At 72.5% G+C, this 19,625-nt stretch carries 17 protein-coding genes and 1 tRNA gene; 11 read left to right on the top strand and 7 right to left on the bottom strand.

The genetic code is table 11. From position 1 onward, the window contains the following. Nucleotides 1-174 precede the first annotated feature (174 nt). Nucleotides 175-762, top strand: coding sequence for a TetR family transcriptional regulator (locus O7623_RS18250; protein WP_282229463.1), 588 nt, complete (start codon nt 175-177; stop codon nt 760-762). A 32-nt stretch (nt 763-794) separates the two neighbouring features. Here the strand turns inward: O7623_RS18250 and O7623_RS18245 are convergent, their stop codons facing one another. Beyond that, nucleotides 795-2,006, bottom strand: coding sequence for an alanine racemase (locus tag O7623_RS18245; protein WP_282224235.1), 1,212 nt, complete (start codon nt 2,004-2,006; stop codon nt 795-797). A gap of 304 nt (nt 2,007-2,310) precedes the next feature. Here O7623_RS18245 and tmk point away from each other — a divergent pair, with 304 nt between their 5' ends. The 6 genes from tmk (at nt 2,311) to ricT (ending at nt 8,221) form a co-directional block, all read left to right on the top strand. Then, nucleotides 2,311-4,377 (top strand): dTMP kinase, encoded by a 2,067-nt coding sequence (tmk, locus tag O7623_RS18240; protein ID WP_282229462.1) that lies wholly within the window; start codon nt 2,311-2,313, stop codon nt 4,375-4,377. 5 nt (nt 4,378-4,382) lie between these two features. Then, a complete protein-coding gene (locus O7623_RS18235) occupies nt 4,383-5,591 on the top strand; it encodes a DNA polymerase III subunit delta' (protein ID WP_282224234.1) in 1,209 nt (402 codons plus the stop codon). Between the two features lie 102 nt (nt 5,592-5,693). Further along, nucleotides 5,694-6,020, top strand: coding sequence for a YbaB/EbfC family nucleoid-associated protein (locus O7623_RS18230; RefSeq protein ID WP_282224233.1), 327 nt, complete (start codon nt 5,694-5,696; stop codon nt 6,018-6,020). Further along, nucleotides 6,021-6,329 carry a hypothetical protein gene (locus O7623_RS18225; protein WP_282224232.1) on the top strand — a complete coding sequence of 103 codons (309 nt, stop codon included), beginning with the start codon at nt 6,021-6,023 and terminating at the stop codon, nt 6,327-6,329. Continuing rightward, nucleotides 6,329-7,030, top strand: coding sequence for a hypothetical protein (locus tag O7623_RS18220; protein ID WP_282224231.1), 702 nt, complete (start codon nt 6,329-6,331; stop codon nt 7,028-7,030). Before O7623_RS18225 ends, O7623_RS18220 begins: the two co-directional genes overlap by 1 nt. 354 nt (nt 7,031-7,384) lie before the next feature. After that, nucleotides 7,385-8,221: a regulatory iron-sulfur-containing complex subunit RicT gene (gene ricT, locus O7623_RS18215; protein ID WP_282224230.1), complete on the top strand. Its 837-nt coding sequence runs from the start codon at nt 7,385-7,387 to the stop codon at nt 8,219-8,221. A 57-nt stretch (nt 8,222-8,278) separates the two neighbouring features. Here ricT and O7623_RS18210 read toward each other — a convergent pair whose 3' ends face one another. Then, a complete protein-coding gene (locus O7623_RS18210) occupies nt 8,279-10,081 on the bottom strand; it encodes a metallophosphoesterase (RefSeq protein ID WP_282224229.1) in 1,803 nt (600 codons plus the stop codon). A 119-nt stretch (nt 10,082-10,200) separates the two neighbouring features. Here O7623_RS18210 and O7623_RS18205 point away from each other — a divergent pair. Beyond that, a tRNA-Thr gene (locus tag O7623_RS18205) sits at nt 10,201-10,276 on the top strand. Between the two features lie 314 nt (nt 10,277-10,590). Here O7623_RS18205 and O7623_RS18200 read toward each other — a convergent pair. Then, a complete protein-coding gene (locus O7623_RS18200; protein WP_282224228.1) occupies nt 10,591-10,797 on the bottom strand; it encodes a hypothetical protein in 207 nt (68 codons plus the stop codon). Between the two features lie 194 nt (nt 10,798-10,991). Further along, nucleotides 10,992-11,792, bottom strand: coding sequence for a YaaA family protein (locus O7623_RS18195; protein WP_348775093.1), 801 nt, complete (start codon nt 11,790-11,792; stop codon nt 10,992-10,994). Nucleotides 11,793-12,329: 537 nt separating this feature from the next. Between O7623_RS18195 and O7623_RS18190 the strand changes: the two genes are divergently transcribed. The 3 genes from O7623_RS18190 to O7623_RS18180 all read left to right on the top strand — a co-directional run bounded on the left by O7623_RS18190 (nt 12,330) and on the right by O7623_RS18180 (nt 16,774). Continuing rightward, entirely contained in the window at nt 12,330-14,738 is a 2,409-nt protein-coding gene (locus tag O7623_RS18190) for a non-reducing end alpha-L-arabinofuranosidase family hydrolase (protein ID WP_282229461.1), read from the top strand. A 228-nt stretch (nt 14,739-14,966) separates the two neighbouring features. Further along, nucleotides 14,967-15,575 (top strand): Hsp20/alpha crystallin family protein, encoded by a 609-nt coding sequence (locus O7623_RS18185; RefSeq protein ID WP_282224226.1) that lies wholly within the window; start codon nt 14,967-14,969, stop codon nt 15,573-15,575. Further along, on the top strand, nt 15,572-16,774 hold the full coding sequence (locus O7623_RS18180; RefSeq protein WP_282224225.1) for a glycosyltransferase family 9 protein: 1,203 nt from the start codon (nt 15,572-15,574) through the stop codon (nt 16,772-16,774). Before O7623_RS18185 ends, O7623_RS18180 begins: the two co-directional genes overlap by 4 nt. On the opposite strand, the gene O7623_RS18175 is transcribed toward O7623_RS18180, so the two are convergent. From O7623_RS18175 to rfaE2, 3 genes are read right to left on the bottom strand one after another with little or no spacing between them, the layout of a single operon-like run. Continuing rightward, nucleotides 16,703-17,104: a DUF2267 domain-containing protein gene (locus O7623_RS18175; protein WP_282224224.1), complete on the bottom strand. Its 402-nt coding sequence runs from the start codon at nt 17,102-17,104 to the stop codon at nt 16,703-16,705. The genes O7623_RS18180 and O7623_RS18175 overlap by 72 nt on opposite strands. After that, nucleotides 17,101-18,027: a glycosyltransferase family A protein gene (locus O7623_RS18170; protein WP_282224223.1), complete on the bottom strand. Its 927-nt coding sequence runs from the start codon at nt 18,025-18,027 to the stop codon at nt 17,101-17,103. The genes O7623_RS18175 and O7623_RS18170 overlap by 4 nt, the downstream gene beginning before the upstream one ends. Continuing rightward, nucleotides 18,024-19,544, bottom strand: a complete 1,521-nt coding sequence (gene rfaE2, locus O7623_RS18165) for a D-glycero-beta-D-manno-heptose 1-phosphate adenylyltransferase (protein WP_282224222.1) — start codon at nt 19,542-19,544, stop codon at nt 18,024-18,026. Before rfaE2 ends, O7623_RS18170 begins: the two co-directional genes overlap by 4 nt. Between the last annotated feature and the right edge of the window lie 81 nt (nt 19,545-19,625).

The following is a 19,625-nucleotide window of genomic DNA, read 5'->3' as shown; positions in this document are numbered from 1 at the left end:
CGGGTTCGATCGTTAATCCGAGTAACGTTTTCGATCTCGCTGCTGCTGACGTGCATCCGACGCGCGGGGGATCTTTCTCGGAAAGGAGTGGGACGAGTGTCGACACCGGCCGTCACCAGTGGCCCGCTGCGTCGGGTTCCGGTCCAGGGGCGCAGTCTCGCCCGGGTTCAACGGATGCTCGACGCGTGCGCCGAGATCGTCGACGAGGTGGGCTACGAGGGCCTGACCACCACCTTGCTGGCCGAACGGGCCGAGGTGGCCATCGGCTCGGTCTACCAGTTCTTCCCCGACAAGCGGGCGATCGTGCAGGCGTTGACGCTGCGCAACATCGAGGCCTATCTGCAACGGCTGAACGACCGGTTCGCCGGTGGCGACTTCGCCCACTGGTGGGACGGTGTCGACGCCGGCATCGACGAGTACATCTGCATGCACCGTACGGTGCCGGGGTTCCGGACCCTGCATTTCGGCGACGTGGTGGACGTCCGGCTACTGGACGAGAGCCGGGACAACAACGCGGTGATCGCCGGGGAACTGACCCGGGTGCTGGTGGAGCGGTTCGGCATCCCGGACGAACCGCGACTACGGTTCGCGTTGCAGATCGCGGTGGAGGCCGCCGACGCGCTGATCAAGCTGGCGTTCCGCCGCGACACCGAGGGCGACGACAGCGTGCTGCGCGAGGCCAAGGCGCTGATCCGGGAGTACCTGCACCGCCACGTCGACCCGGCGGACGTCCCGACGGCCCGCACCGCACCGCCGCAGTAGGGCGCGGACGACCAGCTGACGTCGCACCGGGCTCAGAGGAAGGCGAAGCCCTCACCACGGTAGGTGGGTGCCGCGCCGTCGAGCCGGTCACCGGTCACCAGGTGCAGCTCGGTGACGTGCTCGCACAGTTCACCGGCCTTCGCGTGGCGGAACCAGACCCGGTCGCCGACCCGCAGCCCGGCCGCGTCCGGCCCGACCAGCGGGGTCTGCACCTCGCCGGCACCCTCGGTGCCGAGCAGCCGCAGTCGGCCCGGCAGCCAGGGGCTGGGCAGCCGGTCCGGTTGTGCCGGCCCGGAGGCGATCCAGCCGCCGCCGAGCACCGTGGCGATGCCGGGCGCCGGCCGGCGTACCACCGGCAGGGCGAACAGCGCCGCCGGCTGCGGCCGCCAGGCCCGGTAGTGGTCGAACAGGGTCGGCCCGAACAGCCCTGATCCGGCGGTCACCTCGGTGACCGCCGGATCGGCGCTGGTGGCCGCGACACTGCCGGTACCGCCACCGTTGACGAACTCCAGCTCGGCGTACCGGGAGACGGCCGCCACCGCCGCCGCCCGGCGCCGCAGCAGCTCCTGGTACGACCGTCGCTGCACCGCCCGGATCGCCGCCGCCCGTAGCGCCTGACGGGCGGGGGCGTCGGCGAGCCCGGCGATTTGCGCCTCGTACGCCATCAGCCCGACCAGGCGGAAACCGGGGCGTCCGGCGATGACGGCGGCCAGCTCGGCGGCGGTCGTGGCGGCGTGCACCGGGGACCGGCGTACCCCGACGTGGGCGCGGTCGGTGCCGAACGGCCGCCAGGAGGCGTCCAGGTCGACGCAGACCCGGATGACCGGCCGGTCGCCCGGTTGCCGGACCGCGTCGACGATGTCGAGCTGGGCCGGATCGTCGACCATCAGCGTCACCCCGTCGGCCAGCGCTTCGCTGCTGGTCAGCGCGCCGAGCGCGGTGCGGTCGCAGGTCGGGTACGCCACCAGCGCGTCGTCGGTGACGCCGGAGCGGACCAGCCAGTTCGCCTCGGCGAGGGTGTACGCCAGCACCCCGCGCCAGCCCTTTCCGGCCAGCACCCGGCGCAGCAGCTGGCGGGACCGGACGGACTTGCTGGCCACCCGCAGCGGCTTGCCGTCGGCGCGGCGCACCAGGGCGGCGGCGTTGGCGTCGAAGGCGGCCAGGTCGACGACAGCGACCGGCGGGTCCAGCTGGGCGGTGGCCCGGTCGAGTCGGGCACGCAGACGCTGCCGGTCGGAATCCACGTACGCACGGTAGCCGGTGTCGGTGGAACGCGAAACAGGCTCGTGTCTCGCGGGCCAGGTCCGGGTCCGGTACGTCGCAGGAATGTCGGTCGGGGGCAGGTGCAAGCCACGATTAGAGTGTCAGCGGGGCCCGACGCCGGCCCGACGGGGAGGAACGATCATCGACGACAACGTCAGCGGTCCGCGACGCGGTGGCGCGCCGGACGCGCCACCCGCCGACCAGGCCGCTGCGCCGGTCGACCTCTCCGGCCTGCCCGCGCTCCGGTCGGTGCTGCGGATCCGTCCGTTCCGCCGGCTCTGGCTGGTGCTCGGCGTCGCTTCCTTCAGTGACTGGCTCGGCCTGCTCGCCACCTCGGTCTTCGCTGCCGCCCAGGTCTCCGGCAGCGCGGCGCAGGGTGCCGCGTTCGGCGGGGTCATCGCCGTACGGCTGCTGCCGGCGCTGGTGCTCGGCCCGGTCGCCGGGGTGCTGGCCGACCGGTTCGACCGCCGCTACACGATGGTCATCTGCGACCTGCTGCGGTTCGCTCTGTTCGCCTCCATCCCGCTGCTGCCGATGTTCGGAGCCAGCGGGGCCGCCACCGTGGCGTGGGCGGCGATCGCCATCTTCCTGATCGAGACGATCACCCTGATCTGGATCCCGGCGAAGGAAGCCGCCGTCCCCAACCTGATCCCCCGGGCCCGGCTGGAGATCGCCAACCAGCTGACCCTGATCGCCACGTACGGCATCACCCCGGTGCTGGCCGCGATCAGCCTGGCGGTCCTCGACGGCGCGGTCCGGGCGGCCGGCGGCGGCGCCGAACTGCCGTCCTGGGTGGAGCCGGCGCAGCTCGCGCTCTTCTTCAACGCCGCGTCCCGGCTGGCCACGGCGATCGTCGTCTTCTACGGCATCAAGGAGATCAGCGGCCGCGCCGGGGCGGCCGAGGCCACCCAGCAGAGCCTGCTGCGCCAGTTCGTCGACGGCTGGCGGTTCATCGGCAAGACCCCGCTGGTGCGCGGGCTGGTGCTGGGCATCTTCGGTGCCTTCGCCGGCGGCGGCATCGTCATCGGTACGGCCCAGTTCTTCACCGCCTCGCTCAGCGCCGGTGACGCCGCCTTCTATTTGCTGTTCGCCGCCCTGTTCGTGGGCCTGGGCGCCGGGATCGGGCTCGGCCCGACCATCGTGCGCGACCTGTCCCGGCGGCGCTGGTTCGGTTTGAGCATCATGCTGGCCAGCGGCTCTGTGCTGATCCTGGCCCTGTCGATCCACCTGTCGATGGCGATCCTCGGCGCGGTGCTGGTCGGCGCGGCCGCCGGGATGGCGTTCCTGGCCGGGATCACGCTGCTCGGCGGCGAGATCGCCGACGACGTCCGGGGCCGGGTGTTCGCCGTCGTGCAGACCGGCACCCGGGTGGTGCTGATGCTGGCCATCTCGTTGAGCAGCGTGCTGGTCGGCGTCGGTGGCTCCCGCCAGTTCCAGGTGGCGAACCTGGGGCTGTCGTTCTCGTCGACCCGGCTGCTGTTGCTGCTCGCCGGGGTGTCCGGGATCTTCGCCGGGCTCAGCGCGTTCCGCCAGATGGACGACAAGCCCGGCGTGCCGATCCTGGCCGACCTGTGGGGGTCGGTCCGGGGCCGGCCGTTGGCACCGGCTGAGCCGTTCACCTCCAGCGGGGTCTTCATCGTCTTCGAGGGCGGTGAGGGCGCCGGCAAGTCGACCCAGGTCGCCGAGCTCGCGCAGACCCTGCGGGAGCAGGGCCGCGACGTGGTGGTGACCCGCGAACCGGGGTCGAGCGGTCTCGGCGAGAAGATCCGCCGGCTGGTGCTGGAAGGCGGGGCGGACGCGCCGTCGCCCCGCGCAGAGGCCCTGCTGTACGCCGCCGACCGGGCCCATCACGTGGCGACCGTGGTCCGCCCGGCGCTCGCCCGGGGCGCGGTGGTGATCAGCGACCGGTACGTCGACTCGTCGCTCGCCTACCAGGGCGCCGGCCGGGTCCTGCCGGTGGAGGAGGTTTCCTGGCTCTCCTCCTGGGCCACCGGTGGGCTCAAGCCGGACCTGGTGGTGCTGCTGGACATCGAGCCGGCGGCGGGGCTGACCCGGGCGCAGGGGCGCGGGGCCGGCGCGGACCGGTTGGAGAGCGAGTCGCTTGCCTTCCACGAGCGGGTCCGGTACGCGTTCCTGGACCTGGCAGCCGCCGACCCGAAGCGTTACCTGGTGCTCGACGCCAGCCGGGCGCCGGACGAACTGCACGACGCGGTCCGTACCCGGGTCGCGGCACTGACCGGGCCGGCTGACGACCGTCCGGCCGATCACGGCCCGGCCGATCCACCGGCGGCGGACGCCGTACCGCTGCCAACGGAGGCGTCGGCGGACGCGGAAGCCGGCCGGCGCGGGTGAGTGCCGTGACGGACACCGACGTCTTCACCGAACTCGTCGGCCAGGACGAGGCCGTGCAGATCCTGCGCCGAGCCGCCGTGGCCGCCGCCGACCTGCTCGCCGCCGGTGACGGCGAGCCACCGCCGTCCGCCGCCGCGATGACCCACGCGTGGATCTTCACCGGTCCACCCGGTTCCGGCCGGTCGGTGGCCGCCCGCGCCCTCGCCGCCGCCCTGCAGTGCGTGCACGGTCGGGGCTGCGGTGAGTGCCCCGGCTGCCACACCACCCGGGCCGGCACCCACGCCGACGTCCGGTTCGTGGTGCCGGACGGGCTCTCCATCGGCGTCGGCGAAATGCGTGCCCTGGTACTGCGGGCCGCCAGCACCCCGTCCGGCGGACGCTGGCAGGTCCTGGTCATCGAGGACGCCGACCGGCTCACCGAAGCCGCCGGCAACGCTCTGCTCAAGGCCGTCGAGGAGCCACCGCCCCGGACGGTGTTCCTGCTCTGCACCCCGTCCACCCACCCGGACGACATCTCGGTCACCATCCGGTCCCGCTGCCGGGTGGTCGCCCTGCGCCAGCCGCCGGCCGACGCGGTCGCCCAGGTGCTGACCAGCCGCGACGGCGTACCGCAGGAGACCGCGATGTGGGCGGCGGCCGCCGCCCAGGGCCACGTCGGCCGCGCCCGACGGCTGGCCCGGGATCCGCAGGCGCGGCAGCGGCGGGAGGCGGTGCTGGCCGTACCGCGTCGATTGACCAACGTCGGCGCCTGCTTCGACGCCGCCTCCGCGTTGATCGAGGCCGCCGAGGCCGAAGCCGAGGCGGCGGTCGCCGAGACCGACGCGGCGGAACGCGCCGCCCTGCAGACCGCGCTCGGCGCCGGTGGCACCGGACGCGGCGCGGCCGGCGCGGCCCGGGGCTCCGCCGGCCAGCTCAAGGAGCTGGAACGGCGGCAGAAGTCACGGGCCACCCGGGCCCAGCGTGACGCTCTGGACCGGGCCCTGGTCGACCTCGCCGGCTTCTACCGCGACGTGCTGGTGGCGTCGCTGCGGGCACCGGTGGCACCGGTGCACACCGACGTCGCGCCGCTGGCCGACGCAGCTGCCGAAAAGTGGACACCGGAGGCGACGCTGCGCCGCCTGGAAGCCGTGTTGACCTGCCGGGACGCCATCGCCGGCAACGTCAAGCCACGTATCGCCGTCGAAGCGATGATGCTCAGCCTCTGGCGCGGCTAGACCTCCGCCCGGTACGGTTCGGTGCCGTAGCGCAGCCCCATCCGTACGTTGGGTGCAGGCGTCGTCTGCGTCCGTTCGCCGCGAACGATGGTGAGGATCCCGGTGGTACGCGAAATCGACGAGGCGTGGATCGAGAACGCGGTCGAGCGGTACCGCAGCATCGAGGCCCGGCAGGTCGAGTTCGACAAGGCGGTGCACACCGTCGAGGTCACCGTCCGCTCGCCGGACGGGTCGGTCGAGATCGTGGTCAACGCCGCCGGCACCGTCACCGACGTACGGATCCTCGGCCCGTTGCACTCCCGCAGCAACGCCGACCTGGCCGGCGCGGTGCGCTCCACCGTGGTCGCCGCCGCCGACGCCGCCCGCTGGGCCCGGGAGAAACTGTGGGCCGAGACCGTCGGCGGCCACCCGACCCTGCGGGGGGCCTGAGTGGACGCCGTCACGCAGGTCGCCGCCGACCTGACCCGCTGCGCCGATCAGCTGGCGGAGACCGCCCGTCGACTGCCCGACCTGGACAGCGCGGTCGACGCCGTACTCGACGGGGACGCGCCGGGGCGGCTCGGGGAGCTGACCGCCACGCTGGTCGGGCACTGGCACGCCGCCACGGCGCAGCGGGCGGCCGAGGCGGCCGAGGCGGCGCGGCGGTTGACCGACACCGCCGCCGCGCTGCGCGCCGTGGCGCAGGCGTACCGGGACATCGACGCGCAGGCCGGGCAGCACCACCCGGAGGCGCCGTGATGGACGCCCTGGACCGGGTCGCCGGGCCGGCGCTGACCCTGCTGGCACTGGTGGACAGCAGCCTGGCCCACCACGGGGCCGCCGCCGACGACCCGGTCTGGCCGCTGGCGCGGCGGCTGCGAGCGCTGCCGGGGGACGCGGTGGCCGCGTTCGTCGCGGTCCGGCCGGCGCCGCTGGTCGCTGCCGGCACCGCGATCCGACCCCACCTCGACCGGTACGCCGAGGCAGCCGACGCCCTGGCGGTGCACCGGGACTGGTCCGGTGCGGCGGCGCAGGCGTACGACGCGGGCCGGCAGGCGCTGGCGGCCCGGCTGGTCGGCGGCGGGCCGGACCCGGGGGCGGTCAGTCACGCCGGCCGGTTGGCGGCGACCGCCGCGTACGCCGAGGCGACCGCCCGGTGGGTGTCGTTGAGCCGGGCCGCGTTGGCCCGCACCCTGGCCGAAGTGCTGGGCTCGGCCGAGGCGGTCACCGTCACCACTGGCACCGGCACCGGCACCGGCACCGATGGTCCGGGCGTCACGGCCGGCGCGGACGCGGCGGCCCGTATCGCCGTGCCGGTGCTGTCGGTCCTGTTGGAGATCGTCGAGCACGGCGAGAGCCTGGCGGCGTGGTGGGGGCCGCTGCTGGCGCCGGCGGATGCGGCCGGCCCGGTCGACGACGCACCCGTACGGTCCGACGGGTCGATCCGGCTGCGCTACTGACGGCGGCCGTGGCGCGTTACCGGCGGCCGTGGCGCGTTACCGGCGGCCGCGGCGCGTTACCGGCGGCCGTGCGCGGCGGCTGGATGTCATCGACGCCGGACATGGCGACGGCGCCGCGCTCAGGGAGCCAGGCTTTTCGCCTATTGCTCCCGGCTGCGACGCCGTGGCCCTTTCCCTGCACCCCCCGCAGGCTTGTGATACCGGGTGGAACGCGGCCGACCGTGCCGGGTTACGCCCTGCCCGCCGGATCCGGCCGTTCGGTCGGCCGGCATTGCCGGATCGGGCAGCGCCGGGACGGCTGTTCGATGTACGGCGGCCTTCTCGGCGCGCGGGCGGCGACGTAGGGTGGGGCCCATGGGGATGCTCTGCGCGGTCAGCTTCAACCGGTACGGGCGCCTCTTCTACCTCGATCCGGGTGAGCTGCGGCCGGCGGTCGGCGACAAGGTCCTGGTGCCGACCGACGACGGCACCGAGGTCGCCGAGTGCGTGTGGGCACCGCAGTGGGTCGACGAGCCCACCGACGGGTTCCCCCGGCTCGCCGGCATCGCCACCGACCAGGATCTGCGCCGCGACGAGGTGCAGCGCAAACGCAAGGCGGAGGCGAAGGTCGCCGCGAAGCGGCTGATCCGCGAGCACGGCCTGCCGATGAAGGTCGTCGCCGTCGACCACGTGCTGGAGCCCGGCACGCTGAACAGCTCCCGCGCCACCATCTACTTCACCGCGCCGCACCGGGTCGACTTCCGGTCCCTGGTGCGTGACCTCGGTGCCACCCTGCACTGCCGGGTGGAGCTGCGCCAGCTCTCCGCCCGTGACTCGGCGCGGGTGCAGGGCGGGATCGGATCCTGCGGGCGGGACCTGTGCTGCGCCACGTTCCTGACCGACTTCGAGCCGGTGACGATCCGGATGGCCAAGGACCAGGACCTGCCGCTGAACCCGCTGCGGATCTCCGGCGCCTGCGGCCGGCTGATGTGCTGCCTGAAGTACGAACATCCGCTGTACGCCAAGTTCGCCGAGTCCGCCCCGCCGATCGGTGCCCGGGTGTCGACCCCCGACGGCGACGGGCGGGTGGTCGGCCACAGCGTCCCCCGGGACGCGGTCGTGGTCCGGATGGACGCCGACGGGAGCCGGTGCAGCTGCAGCCGGGCGTCGGTCTGCGGCCCGCGAAAGGCCCACGACGAGGCGTACGGCTGACCGCAGCCTTCGCTGTCGGCACCGGCACCGGTACCGGCACCGTCGCTGCGCGCCGCGTCACCGGACGGTGATCGGCTCCTCGGCGAGCCGGGCGGTCAGCGGCTGCTCCGGCACGATCCACGGGTCGTGCGGCGCCCCGGCCGGGTCGGCCCGCCAGCGCCGGCACACCCGGTCGACCGCCACCGGGTAGATGGTCAGGGCCCCGTCGGCGGCGATCCGCATCCGGACGAAACTCTTCGAGTCCTCGATGCCCTGCCCGGCGAAGAGTTCGTTGACGTTGACGTCGAAGGCACCGGCCAGCACCAGGTAACCGGCGGTCAGCTGGCTGGCGACCAGACCGGCGACCGGCCCGTACACGACGGCGGCGGCGACCACCGGCAGCGGCCACGGCCAGTCGACGAACGGCAGCTGCAGCCAGATCAGCGCACCGCACCAGGCCAGCGCGATGTGCGCGACGCCGTGCCCGAGCCCGAGCAGCCAGTGCCGGGAATGTCGTACGCCGCTGGCGCTCGGCGGCTTGGCGAAGACCACCGACGCACCGAGGGTGAGCACCACCATCGCGACCAGCGGGATGCTGAACAACCGCTGCCCGTTGGTGTCGGCCCAGGAGACGATGACGCCGGCGACGGCCAGCATCAGCAGGGTCTGCAGGGTGCCGAGCAGGGTGACGAAGCCGGGGTTGCGGCGCGGCAACCGGTGGAAGATCCCCCAGCTGTAGCGGCGGGACCGGTCGGCCTGCGGGTAACGCCCGGCCAGGCCGTACTGGCGGCGTGGGCTGGCGTTGCGGGCGATGGTGTCGACCGGCGGCACGGTGATCCGCTCCGGCAGGGTGTGGGTCGCCGACAGGTAGGCGCCGCCACCGCCGCAGGTGATCAACTGTCGGTCCGGGTGGGCGTACCGGGCATAGTGGTGCTGGTCGCCGGAGATCATCACCGGCACCCGGGCGCCGGTCGGCTTGATCACCGTACGCAGGAAGTAGTCGACGGCGTCGTACGCCTGGTGGTCGACGACGGCCTTGACCCAGGTCGGCTCCGGCACCGCCAGGATGACCCGGTCGTCGGGCCCGAGCTGCTCGGCCGCCTTCTCGAAGTAGATCAGCTGCGGGTCGTCCAGGTACGCGCCGAACTGCTCGTCGATGGCGAACAGCCACCAGTTGTGCGGCAGCCGGGCGGCGAAGTACGACCGCTTCTGCTCGGTGCGCCAGCCGCCGATCGAGGCGTCCCGCCGCCGGGCGAACAGCCGCAGGAACGCGGTGAGCCCGTCGTACCAGTCGTGGTTGCCCGGGATGGCGTACAGCGTCGGCTGCGGCCGGCCGGCCGGCATCGTCGGCAACGCCGCCTGGTACGGACCCTTGCACCGGTCCTCGTACGCCTCGCCGCTGGCCGACGGGTAGACCTGGTCGCCCCCCATCACCAGCAGATCGCCGCGGCGCAGCCGGCCGGCACCGTCGACCGCCAGCTCCGGCTGCGCCAGCAGGTACGCCAACGAGTAGGTCGCTGGGAAACCGTCACCGAGGTCGGCGACGTAGTCGATCCACAGCTCGCCGTCGACGGCGTCGTGGTGGTGCACGTCGTCGGGAAGCGCACCCTGCAGTTCCCGCTTGTCGAGGTACGCGCCGAACAGCATCGCCAGCACCGTCCGCAGTCCGGTGCTGAGCAGCAGCATCGGCGCGAGCCACGGCACCGGCGGTCGGGGCGTGAAGCCGAGCTCCGAAGGGTCGAGTGAGCGGGGCCGGGGGCGGCGGTCGCCGGCCGGATCGACACCGCCCGTGCCGGTCTGACCGGGGCCGGTCGCGGTCGTACCGGTCTGGTGCGGGCCGGTCGAGGAGTCGGGCGGGGCGGTTCCGGTCGGATCGTCCACGTCTGGCAGCCTACTGTCGGTCATCGACCCCTGTCATCCGCCGGCCTGGTGCCCGGTCGGGGCCGGCTTCCGGCCGGCGGGCGTACCGGCTGCCCGGTGCCGTACACTGGTTGATCGTTGCCGCCTTAGCTCAGTCGGCAGAGCGACGCACTCGTAATGCGTAGGTCGACGGTTCGATTCCGTCAGGCGGCTCCAGGATCCGATCCTGACCGGCAGAAGTGCCGGTCAGGATCGGCTTTGTCTCGTAGCCGTCATCGCCGGCCGTCTTGCGCTCGGTCTCGGCGTCGTAGGCGCTGACGACCTCCTTCCACCGCCTCCTCGAGGCTCGCGGCCGGGCTGGCCCGGTCAGGAGCCGCACCCGACGGCAGGCCGAGCTGGCGCTGTTGTTCCGCAACTCGTTGTCCTCGCTGATGATCGCCGGAGGCGCTCACACGCTCCTCGGTGTCGAGCCCACCGCACCGTCGCGTTTGTGCAGGTCAATGCGATGGTCTGATGGCGAACGCGGTGCGCTATTCGCCTTCGGCCTCGCGGCCCGTGGGCTCCTGATGCGATCTGCTCTCAGTGACACCCGGGCCGTACGGGGACTGCTGCTCGGCGGGAACGGTGCGATGCTCGGCCCGCGGGCTCTTGCCGGCCTTGTCCTGACGGCCGTCGCTCTCCTGCACCAGGCGGGTCTCGCCGCTGCGGCGCATCTCGGGCTGCTGGATGTTCGGCATGGTCGTCCCCTTACGTCTTCGCGTCGACGTCGCCGGCTGGCGGAAACCCACTGCGCGGCGTCTGCATGACCGGCCGGTTGCTGTTCACCAGTTGACGGTTTGTTACCCCGTCGACCCCCCGTAAACCCTCTGGGGCCTCGACAACCAGCGACAGGGTGCAATCTCCTGGCTCGGCTGAGCTGAGGTCGGGCCGGTCAGGTGAGGCGGACGGACAGGCCCTTGCCGCCGAACTCCTGACAGATGAACGACGGGGCGTCGGGCGTACTGGACGCCGGGTCGTACCGGTAGCCGATGTCGTCGAACGCGCGCAGCTCGGCGACCGGGTCGGCGGTGTCGGCGATCCGGCGGGACACCAGCCACCGGGCGAACGCACCCCGGGCGATCTTGGCGTGGACCACCACGAACTTCGGTTCACCGGATGCCGGGTCGACGGTGCGGAACCGTGGGGTGACCACCCGGCCGGGGTCGACGTACGGCAGGACGGCCTTGCTGTACTCGTTGGCGGCGAGGTTGACGATCCAGCCGGTCGCCGGTAGTTGCGCGGCGATCGAGTCCGCCCAGTACCGGTACAGGTTGGCGTACGGCTCGGCCGGCAGGCGGTAACCCATCTCCAGCCGGTACGGGCAGACGCCGTCGAAGGGGCCCAGGATCCCGTACAGACCGGAGAGGATGCGCAGGTGCCGGTCGGCGTGTGACCGGTCGGCCGGGCTGAACGTGTCGATCTGCAGCCCGCTGTAGATGTCGCCGACGAACGTCGCCGCTGCCGGGCTCTGGTGCTGCGGCGTGGTGGTCCACTCGGCGTACTGCTGCCGGGTCCGCTGTGCCAGCTCGGCGGAGACGGCCATCATCCGGCGGAGCTGGTCGGCCGACAGGGTCCGCAGGTACGTGATCAACTCGGTGGACCGCTCCAGCAGCGCTGGTACGCCGGTTGCCGGGTGACCGTGGTCGCCCGTCGGTGGGCGCATCGTCTTGGAGCTGTGCATCAGGATGATCATTGGTCCGTCTCGCCGGGGTCGTGGAGGTGCAGCGCCGGCTGTGGCGTTGCCGTCGTCCCGATACAACCGCACGGCTCGGACCTGTGGTTGGCCGGGGCCGAGGCCGCTCGGGCCCGTCGCCGGTCGCTCGGTACCGGCTGGTGCCGGCGTACTGTTCGCAAAACTTCCGGAAATGTGAGCGCCCGTAGGTCGCGATCCCGGCCGGTCGAGCCGGCCAGGCCGCAGCGGTACGGTGCCGGCCGGCGACCCACGTCGATGCGTCACCGATCGCGTACGCCAGGTCAGGTGCCATGTGAGGGCGACCGTGGTGAATGCGGGACGAGTCGGATCCCGCTGGTTGCCAACCCCGGAACTTTCTGCAACTCTAGATGAATCCGCATCGATGTTAGCGCTAACAATCCGTCCCGCTCCAACCAGTGCACATCCGTCCACCGCACCGGAGGATCAGTGAACCCTCACCACCGTCCGGCCCGGCGTCGATTCCGAACGCTCTGGGCCACAGGCGCCGCCACGCTCGTCGCGGTCCTCACCGTGACCCTGCTTCCCAACCTCGCCAACGCCGCCGAGTCCACGCTGGGGGCGGCCGCCGCCCAGTCGGGCCGGTACTTCGGCACCGCCGTCGCGGCGAACAAGCTCGGTGATTCGACGTACGTGAACATCCTGAACCGGGAGTTCAACAGCGTCACCGCCGAGAACGAGATGAAGATCGACGCGACCGAGCCGCAGCAGAACCAGTTCAACTTCACCAACGGTGACCGGATCGTCAACCACGCGATCTCGCGGGGGATGGCGGTCCGCGGTCACACCTTGGCCTGGCACTCCCAGCAGCCGCCGTGGATGGAGCAGATGGAGGGCTCCGCGCTGCGCCAGGCGATGCTCAACCACGTCACCCGGGTCGCGTCCTACTACCGGGGGAAGATCCACTCGTGGGACGTGGTGAACGAGGCGTTCGAGGACGGCAACTCCGGTGCCCGGCGCAACTCGAACCTGCAGCGCACCGGTAACGACTGGATCGAGGCGGCGTTCCGGGCCGCGCGGGCGGCGGACCCGGGCGCGAAGCTGTGTTACAACGACTACAACATCGACAACTGGTCGTGGGCGAAGACGCAGGCGGCGTACAACCTGGTGCGGGACTTCAAGCAGCGCGGGGTGCCGATCGACTGTGTGGGTCTGCAGTCGCACTTCAACGCACAGTCGCCGTACCCGTCGAACTACCGCACGACGCTGTCGAGCTTCGCCGCCCTCGGGGTGGACGTGCAGATCACCGAGCTGGACATCGAGGGTTCCGGCACCGCCCAGGCGAACGCCTACCGGGGTGTGGTCAACGACTGTCTGGCGATCGCCCGCTGCACCGGGATCACGGTGTGGGGCATCCGAGACAGTGACTCGTGGCGGTCCTACGGCACGCCGCTGCTGTTCGACAACAACGGCAACAAGAAGCCCGCGTACGACGCCACCCTCTCCGCGCTGAACAGCGTCACTCCGGGCCCGAGCCCGACCACCCCGGGCCCGAACCCCACCACGCCGCCACCGGCGAACGGGCCGATCGATCCGAGCGCCTACTACGAGGTGGTGAACCGCAACAGCGGCAAGGCGCTGGACGTCTGCGGAGTGTCCACGGCGGACAACGCCTGCATTCAGCAGTACGCGAGGTCGGGTGGGAACAACCAGCAGTGGCAGTTCGTCGACTCCGGCGGCGGCTACTACCGGCTACGCGCCCGGCACTCGGGCAAGGTCCTCGACGTCTACAACTGGTCGACCGCCAACGGCGCGGCGATCGTGCAGTGGTCCGACCTCAACGGCACCAACCAGCAGTGGCGGGTGGCCAACTCCGACGGCGGCTACATTCGCCTGATCAGCCGGCACAGCAACAAGGCCCTGGAGGTGCAGGGTGCGTCGACCGCCGACGGCGGCGCCGTCGTGCAGTACGACGACTGGGGCGGCGCCAACCAGCAGTGGCAACTGGTCCGGGTCGGTGGCAACCCGAACCCCAATCCCACCACCGCGCCGCCAGCGACCACACCTCCACCGGGTGGCACCTGTGACCTGCCGTCGACGTACCGCTGGTCGTCCACCGGCGCGCTGGCGCAGCCCCGCTCCGGCTGGGTGTCGTTGAAGGACTTCACCCACGCCCCGTACAACGGCCAGCACCTCGTCTACGGCACCACCCACGACTTCGGGACCAGCTGGGGCTCGATGAACTTCGGCCTGTTCAGTAACTGGAACCAGATGGGCTCGGCCAGCCAGAACGCCATGCCGTTCTCCGCCGTCGCACCCAGCCTGTTCTACTTCGCCCCCCGCAACGTCTGGGTCCTGGCCTACCAGTGGGGCGGCCCCGCCTTCTCCTACCGCACCTCCACCAACCCGACGAACGTCAACAGCTGGTCGGCCCACCAGACCCTGTTCACCGGCAGCATCTCCAACTCCGGCACCGGACCCATCGACCAGGCACTCATCGGCGACGACCAGAACATGTACCTCTTCTTCGCCGGCGACAACGGCCGCATCTACCGCGCCAGCATGCCCATCGGCAACTTCCCCGGCAGCTTCGGCTCCAACTACACCACCATCATGACCGACACCACCAACAACCTCTTCGAAGGCGTCCAGGTCTACAAACTCCAGGGCCAACAGCGCTACCTCATGATCGTCGAAGCCATCGGCTCCCAGGGCCGCTACTTCCGCTCCTTCACCGCCACCAACCTCGGCGGCACCTGGACCCCCCAGGCCACCACCGAATCCAACCCCTTCGCCGGAAAAGCCAACAGCGGCGCCACCTGGACCAACGACATCAGCCACGGCGAACTCATCCGCACCAACGCCGACCAGACCATGACCATCGACCCCTGCAACCTCCAGTTCCTCTACCAGGGACGCGACCCCAACTCCGGCGGCGACTACGGACTGCTGCCGTACCGGCCGGGTGTGCTGACCCTGCAACGCTGAACCACCAGCACGGCCGCAACCACCGCGCCACCTGACACCGTCTGCTCCGGCCCGGCACACCCACCGGGCCGGAGCAGACGCACAGCTCCGTAACCGGTCCCAGCCCAGCCCTGGCCCGCCCCAGTCGCGGTTTGCCGTCCCGATCCGTGGGTACGCGTCGGGGATGCTGCCCCCGCGACCGGGCGGGTCCACCCTCCCGCCCGGGGCGGACCGTACGGGAGGTGCCGGATGAGTCAACCCCGCGACCAGATGCAGGACCGTGGCTGGGATCCGATCGGCAATCTGCAGTCGCTCTGGTCGGAGCTGAACCGCGCCCTCGGCGGTGACGCGGGCCCGCCCGAGATGGAACTGCAGGACACCCACGACGGCTGGCGGGTGGTCGCCCGACTGGCCGGGGTTGCCCCGGAGGAGGTGGCCGTCGAGGTCGACGGCGCCGACCTGTGTGTGCGGGCGCGGTCGGAGCAGGAAGTCAACATCGACAACGGGATGCCGGACAGCGGATCGACCGAGCGCGGCTTCGAGTACCGGCTGCGCCTGCCCAGCGGGGTGGACGTGCAACGGATGGACGCGGTGATGGACCACGGCCTGCTGACTGTCACGATGCCCCGTGCCGAGCCGGGCGGACGTCGGTCGATCACTGTCGGCCGACCGCAGTACCAGCAGCCGACCGCCGGCTCGGCCGGCGCCCGGGCCAGCGGCGGGAAGCAGGTGCGGATCGCCGCCGACGCCGATGCGATCGGCGCCGAGGAGATCGACCCGGCGGCCGACCGGGAGATGCATCATCCGCACGTCGGCGAGGCGTCCATGCAGCGCCAGCAGCCCAGCACTGCCCGATGACCGACGCCGTGGCGCCTACTCCGTACGCCGTGCCGCTGCTGCCGGACGACCCGGGGCTGGTACCCGACGTGCGGCGGATCGCCGTACTGCGGGCCAACGCGCTCGGTGACTTCATTTTCGCCGTACCGGCGTTGACCGCGTTGCGGGCGGCGTACCCGCAGGCAGAGCTGGTGCTGCTCGGCGCCCCGTGGCATGCCCGCTGGCTGGACGCCCGGGCGGTGGTCGACCGGCCCGGCCCGGTCGACCGGGTGCTGGTGGTGCCCGCCGCCGACGGGATCCGGGCCGCCGCACCCGGCGACGAGCCGACGACGATGACGCAGTTCGTGGAGCGGGCCCGCCGCGAGCGGTTCGACCTGGCGGTGCAGCTGCACGGCGGCGGACGCAACAGCAACCCGTTGGTCACGGCGTTGGGTGCGCGGGTGACGGCGGGGCTGCGGGCGGTCGACGCACCGCCGTTGGACCGCTGGATCCGCTATGTCTACTACCAGCCGGAGGTGTTCCGGTACCTGGAGGTGGTGGGACTGCTCGGGGCCGCGCCGGTGACGATGCTGCCCCGGGTGCCGGTGACCGAGACCGACCGGGCCGAAGCCGACGAGGTCCTCGGGCCGGCCCGGCGGCCCCGGGTGGTGCTGCACCCGGGGGCGAGCGACCCCCGGCGGCGCTGGCCGGCCCAGTGGTTCGCGGCGGTCGCCGACGTCTGCGTCGGCCAGGGATTCGAGGTGCTGGTGACCGGTACCGGGCCGGAACGGGCGGTGGTCGAGCAGGTGGCCGCGGCGGCGACCCGACCCGTGCGTACGGTGGTCGACGCGCTGAGCCTGGGCGGGCTGGCCGGGCTGCTCGCCGGCAGCGCCGTCCTGGTCGCCAACGACACCGGCCCGCTGCACCTGGCGGCGGCCGTCGGCACCCCGACGGTCGGCATCTACTGGATCGGCAACCTGCTCAACGGCGCGCCGCCGCTGCGTGGCCGGCACCGGCCGCTGGCCGCGTTCACGATCCACTGTCCGGTCTGCGGACAGGACGTCAGCCGGGTCGGTTTCCCGGCCCGGGGCGGCGGGCCCAGCTGCGGACATCAGGAGTCGTTCGTCGTCGACGTGCCGGTGGCCGAGGTGCTGGAGGCGGTCGCCGAGTTAACCGGTGCCGACGGCGTGCACCCGGACCGGCTCCGGGAACAGGGCACGGACGTCGTCGGGCAGCGGTAGCTGCAGCCGGTAGAGCAGCCCGGCCGGGCAGTGGCCGGCGACGCGGCCCAGCGCGGCGCGGATCTCCTCGCGTACCGCGTCGTCGTCGAGGTCGTAGGTCGCGGTGCGTCGCCGGACCCGGCGGACCAACTCGACCAACTCGACCTGGTCGCTGCCCTGGTCGCCGTGGTCGGCGTGGTCGTCGGGCCGGGCGGCGATGGCCAGCAGCGGCGGAAGGGCGTCGACCAGCAGCGCGGCCTCACCGGCGGGCAGGGCCTCGACGAGGGTACGCAGCACCGCCACGTCCCACTGCCAGATCGTGGTGGTCGGCCGGACCAGCCGCACCGTCATCGCCGTACCTCCTGGTGTCGTCGCTGCTGGCGTTCGCCGGCCTCGCCGGTTTCGCCGGCCTCGTCGGCGTCGTCGAGCAGCAGTTGCCAGCACTCGACCCGCCGTTCGGTGACGGTCGTCGGCGATTCGAGGTGGTAGGCGCCGCTGGGCACGATGCCGGCGCCGCCGTAGCGGCGCAGCACCGCGAGCTGGGCGGCGACGTCCTCGCCCTGGTGGTCGGGGGGCATCTGCCGCCAGAAGTCGAAGCCGCCGGCGGCGACCAGTTTGGCCCGGTCGAACAGCACGCAGCCGCCGATCCAGGAGACCCGGTACGCCCGCCATTCGTCGGGGCGCAGCCGCAGTCGTTCGGTGACGTGCAGCAGGTTGGCGGCGGAGTGCAGTCGGGCCCGCTGCCACTGCGCGGTGCCGGGCAGGATCCGTTCCGGCTCCGGCCGGCCGTCCCACTCGACGTACGCGTCGTGGTCCTGCGGCCGTACGTCGTCCAGGTAGGACAATCCGTGTACGGCGTTGCCGACGAAGCCGCAGCGCAGCTCGCGCAGCGCGGTGACCAGCCGGTCCACGGTGCCGGGGGCCAGCCAGACGTCGTCGTCGAGCAGCAGCACCAGCCGGGCGGTGGAGAGGCTGAGCAGGTACGCCCGGTGTTCGGCCAGCCCGCGTCGGGGCAGCCGGCGGGTGAGCAGCACCGGGTGACCAGTGTGCCGCAGCGCCCGGACCATGCTGGCCGGGGCCGGTTCGGCCCACGCCGGCCCACCGTCGGACTGGTCGCTGACCACGACGCCGAACTCCTCCGGCAGCTCCTGGGCGGCCAGCCCGGCGAGGGTGGTGGCCAGTTCGGCGGGCCGGTTGCGGGTCGGGATCAGTACGTCGAGCAGCCGGTTGCGGCGGAACTCGGCCGGGTCGCCGGGGGACAGTGGTCGGCTCACGTGCCACCTCGTACGTCGACGTGCTCGGCCCGGATCCGGTCGATGATCGCCGAGGTGGAGCGGTCGGCGACGTAGCCGAGGATGTGCACCTCGCCGCCGAGCCGGCGGACCAGGGGCGCTTCGGGCACCATCTCCGGCGGGTAGTCGCCGCCCTTGACGTAGACGTCGGGCCGGATCCGTTCGATCAGCGCCGCCGGTGAGTCCTCCTCGAAGGTCACGACGTGGTCGACGCAGGTCAGCGCGGTCAGGACGGCGACCCGGTCCTCGACCGGGTTGACCGGCCGGTCGGGTCCCTTCAGCCGGCGGACGCTGTCGTCGGAGTTGACGGCGACGATCAGCAGGTCGCCGAGGGCGGCGGCCTCGGCGAGGTAGGTGACGTGGCCGCGGTGCAGGACGTCGAAGCAGCCGTTGGTGAAGACGATCCGGGCGCCGGCGGCGCGGGCGGTGCGGACCTGGTCGACGAGGTCGGCCGGGTCGGTGCCGGCGTCGGTGAGAGTGGCGAGCAGCGTTTCCCGGTGGCATACGCAGGTGCCGATGTCGCGGACGGTGAGCGCGGCGGCGCGTTGGGCCAGCTCGGCTGCGGCCGGGCCGGCGGCACCGACGCTGACGGCGAGGGTGAGGGCGGCCAGGTAGGCGTCGCCGGCGCCGACGGCCCGGCTGGCCGGGACCGGGGTGGTCGGGCTGTGGTGGGCCGGGCCGTGGCCGTCGTCGACGACCGCGCCGTCGACGTCCAGGGTCACCGCGACCACCTCGGAGCCGGTGGCGGCCCGCAGCCGGGGCAGCAGCGACCGCGCCGCGTCGGTGCGGTGATGATCGGGTACGGCGTGACCGACGGCCAGGGCCGCTTCGGCGATGCTGGGGGTGATCACGGTGGGCCGCAGTCCCGCCCACTGGCGCAGGTCGTGGGCGTCGAGGGCGACGGTGCCGTAGCGGTGCCGGTTGTCGATCAGCCAGCGCCGGACCGGCTCGGCCAGGCCGCCGAGCCCGTAGTCGCAGATCACCAGGTCGGGGCGGTCGGGTCCGGCCGGGCCGGTGGCGGGGCCGAGTCGGATCTGCTCGGTGCTGGCGGCGATCGCGGCGAGCAGTCGCTCGGTGGCGGCGGGCCGCGTACCGAACAGGTCGCCTTCGTCCTCGCGCAGCAGGATCTGGTCGGCGGCGATCAGCCGGCGTTTCACCGGGGTACGGGCTCCCGGCTGGGCGACCATCCGGTCCTGGACGCCGGCCTGGTGCAGGCAGCGGGCCACCTGGTCGCCGATCGGGTCGACGCCGATCGGGGCGACCAGCAACGGCCGGGCTCCGAGGGCGGCCAGGTTGACAGCGGTGTTGGCGGCCCCGCCGGCAGCGATCTGCCGGTGGTCGAGGGCGAGCACCGGGGCGGGCGCCTCCCGGCACAGCCGGGTGGATATGGCGAAGCGCCATTCGTCGAGCATCGCGTCGCCGACGACGAGGACTGGCCGGCCGACCCAGCGGTCGACGATGCCGGCCAGGTGCCGTGGGTCGGTGGGTGAGGGGCCCATGCACTGCGGGTGCCCCGGTCGGTGCCGACCAAACCTGCCCGGTGTTGTCCGGGATCACAGGAAATCGGCTCGCCATCCGCC

Source organism: Solwaraspora sp. WMMD791, assembly GCF_029581195.1.
GTDB lineage: Bacteria > Actinomycetota > Actinomycetes > Mycobacteriales > Micromonosporaceae > Micromonospora_E.
This window is presented reverse-complemented; position numbering and strand designations above follow the sequence as displayed.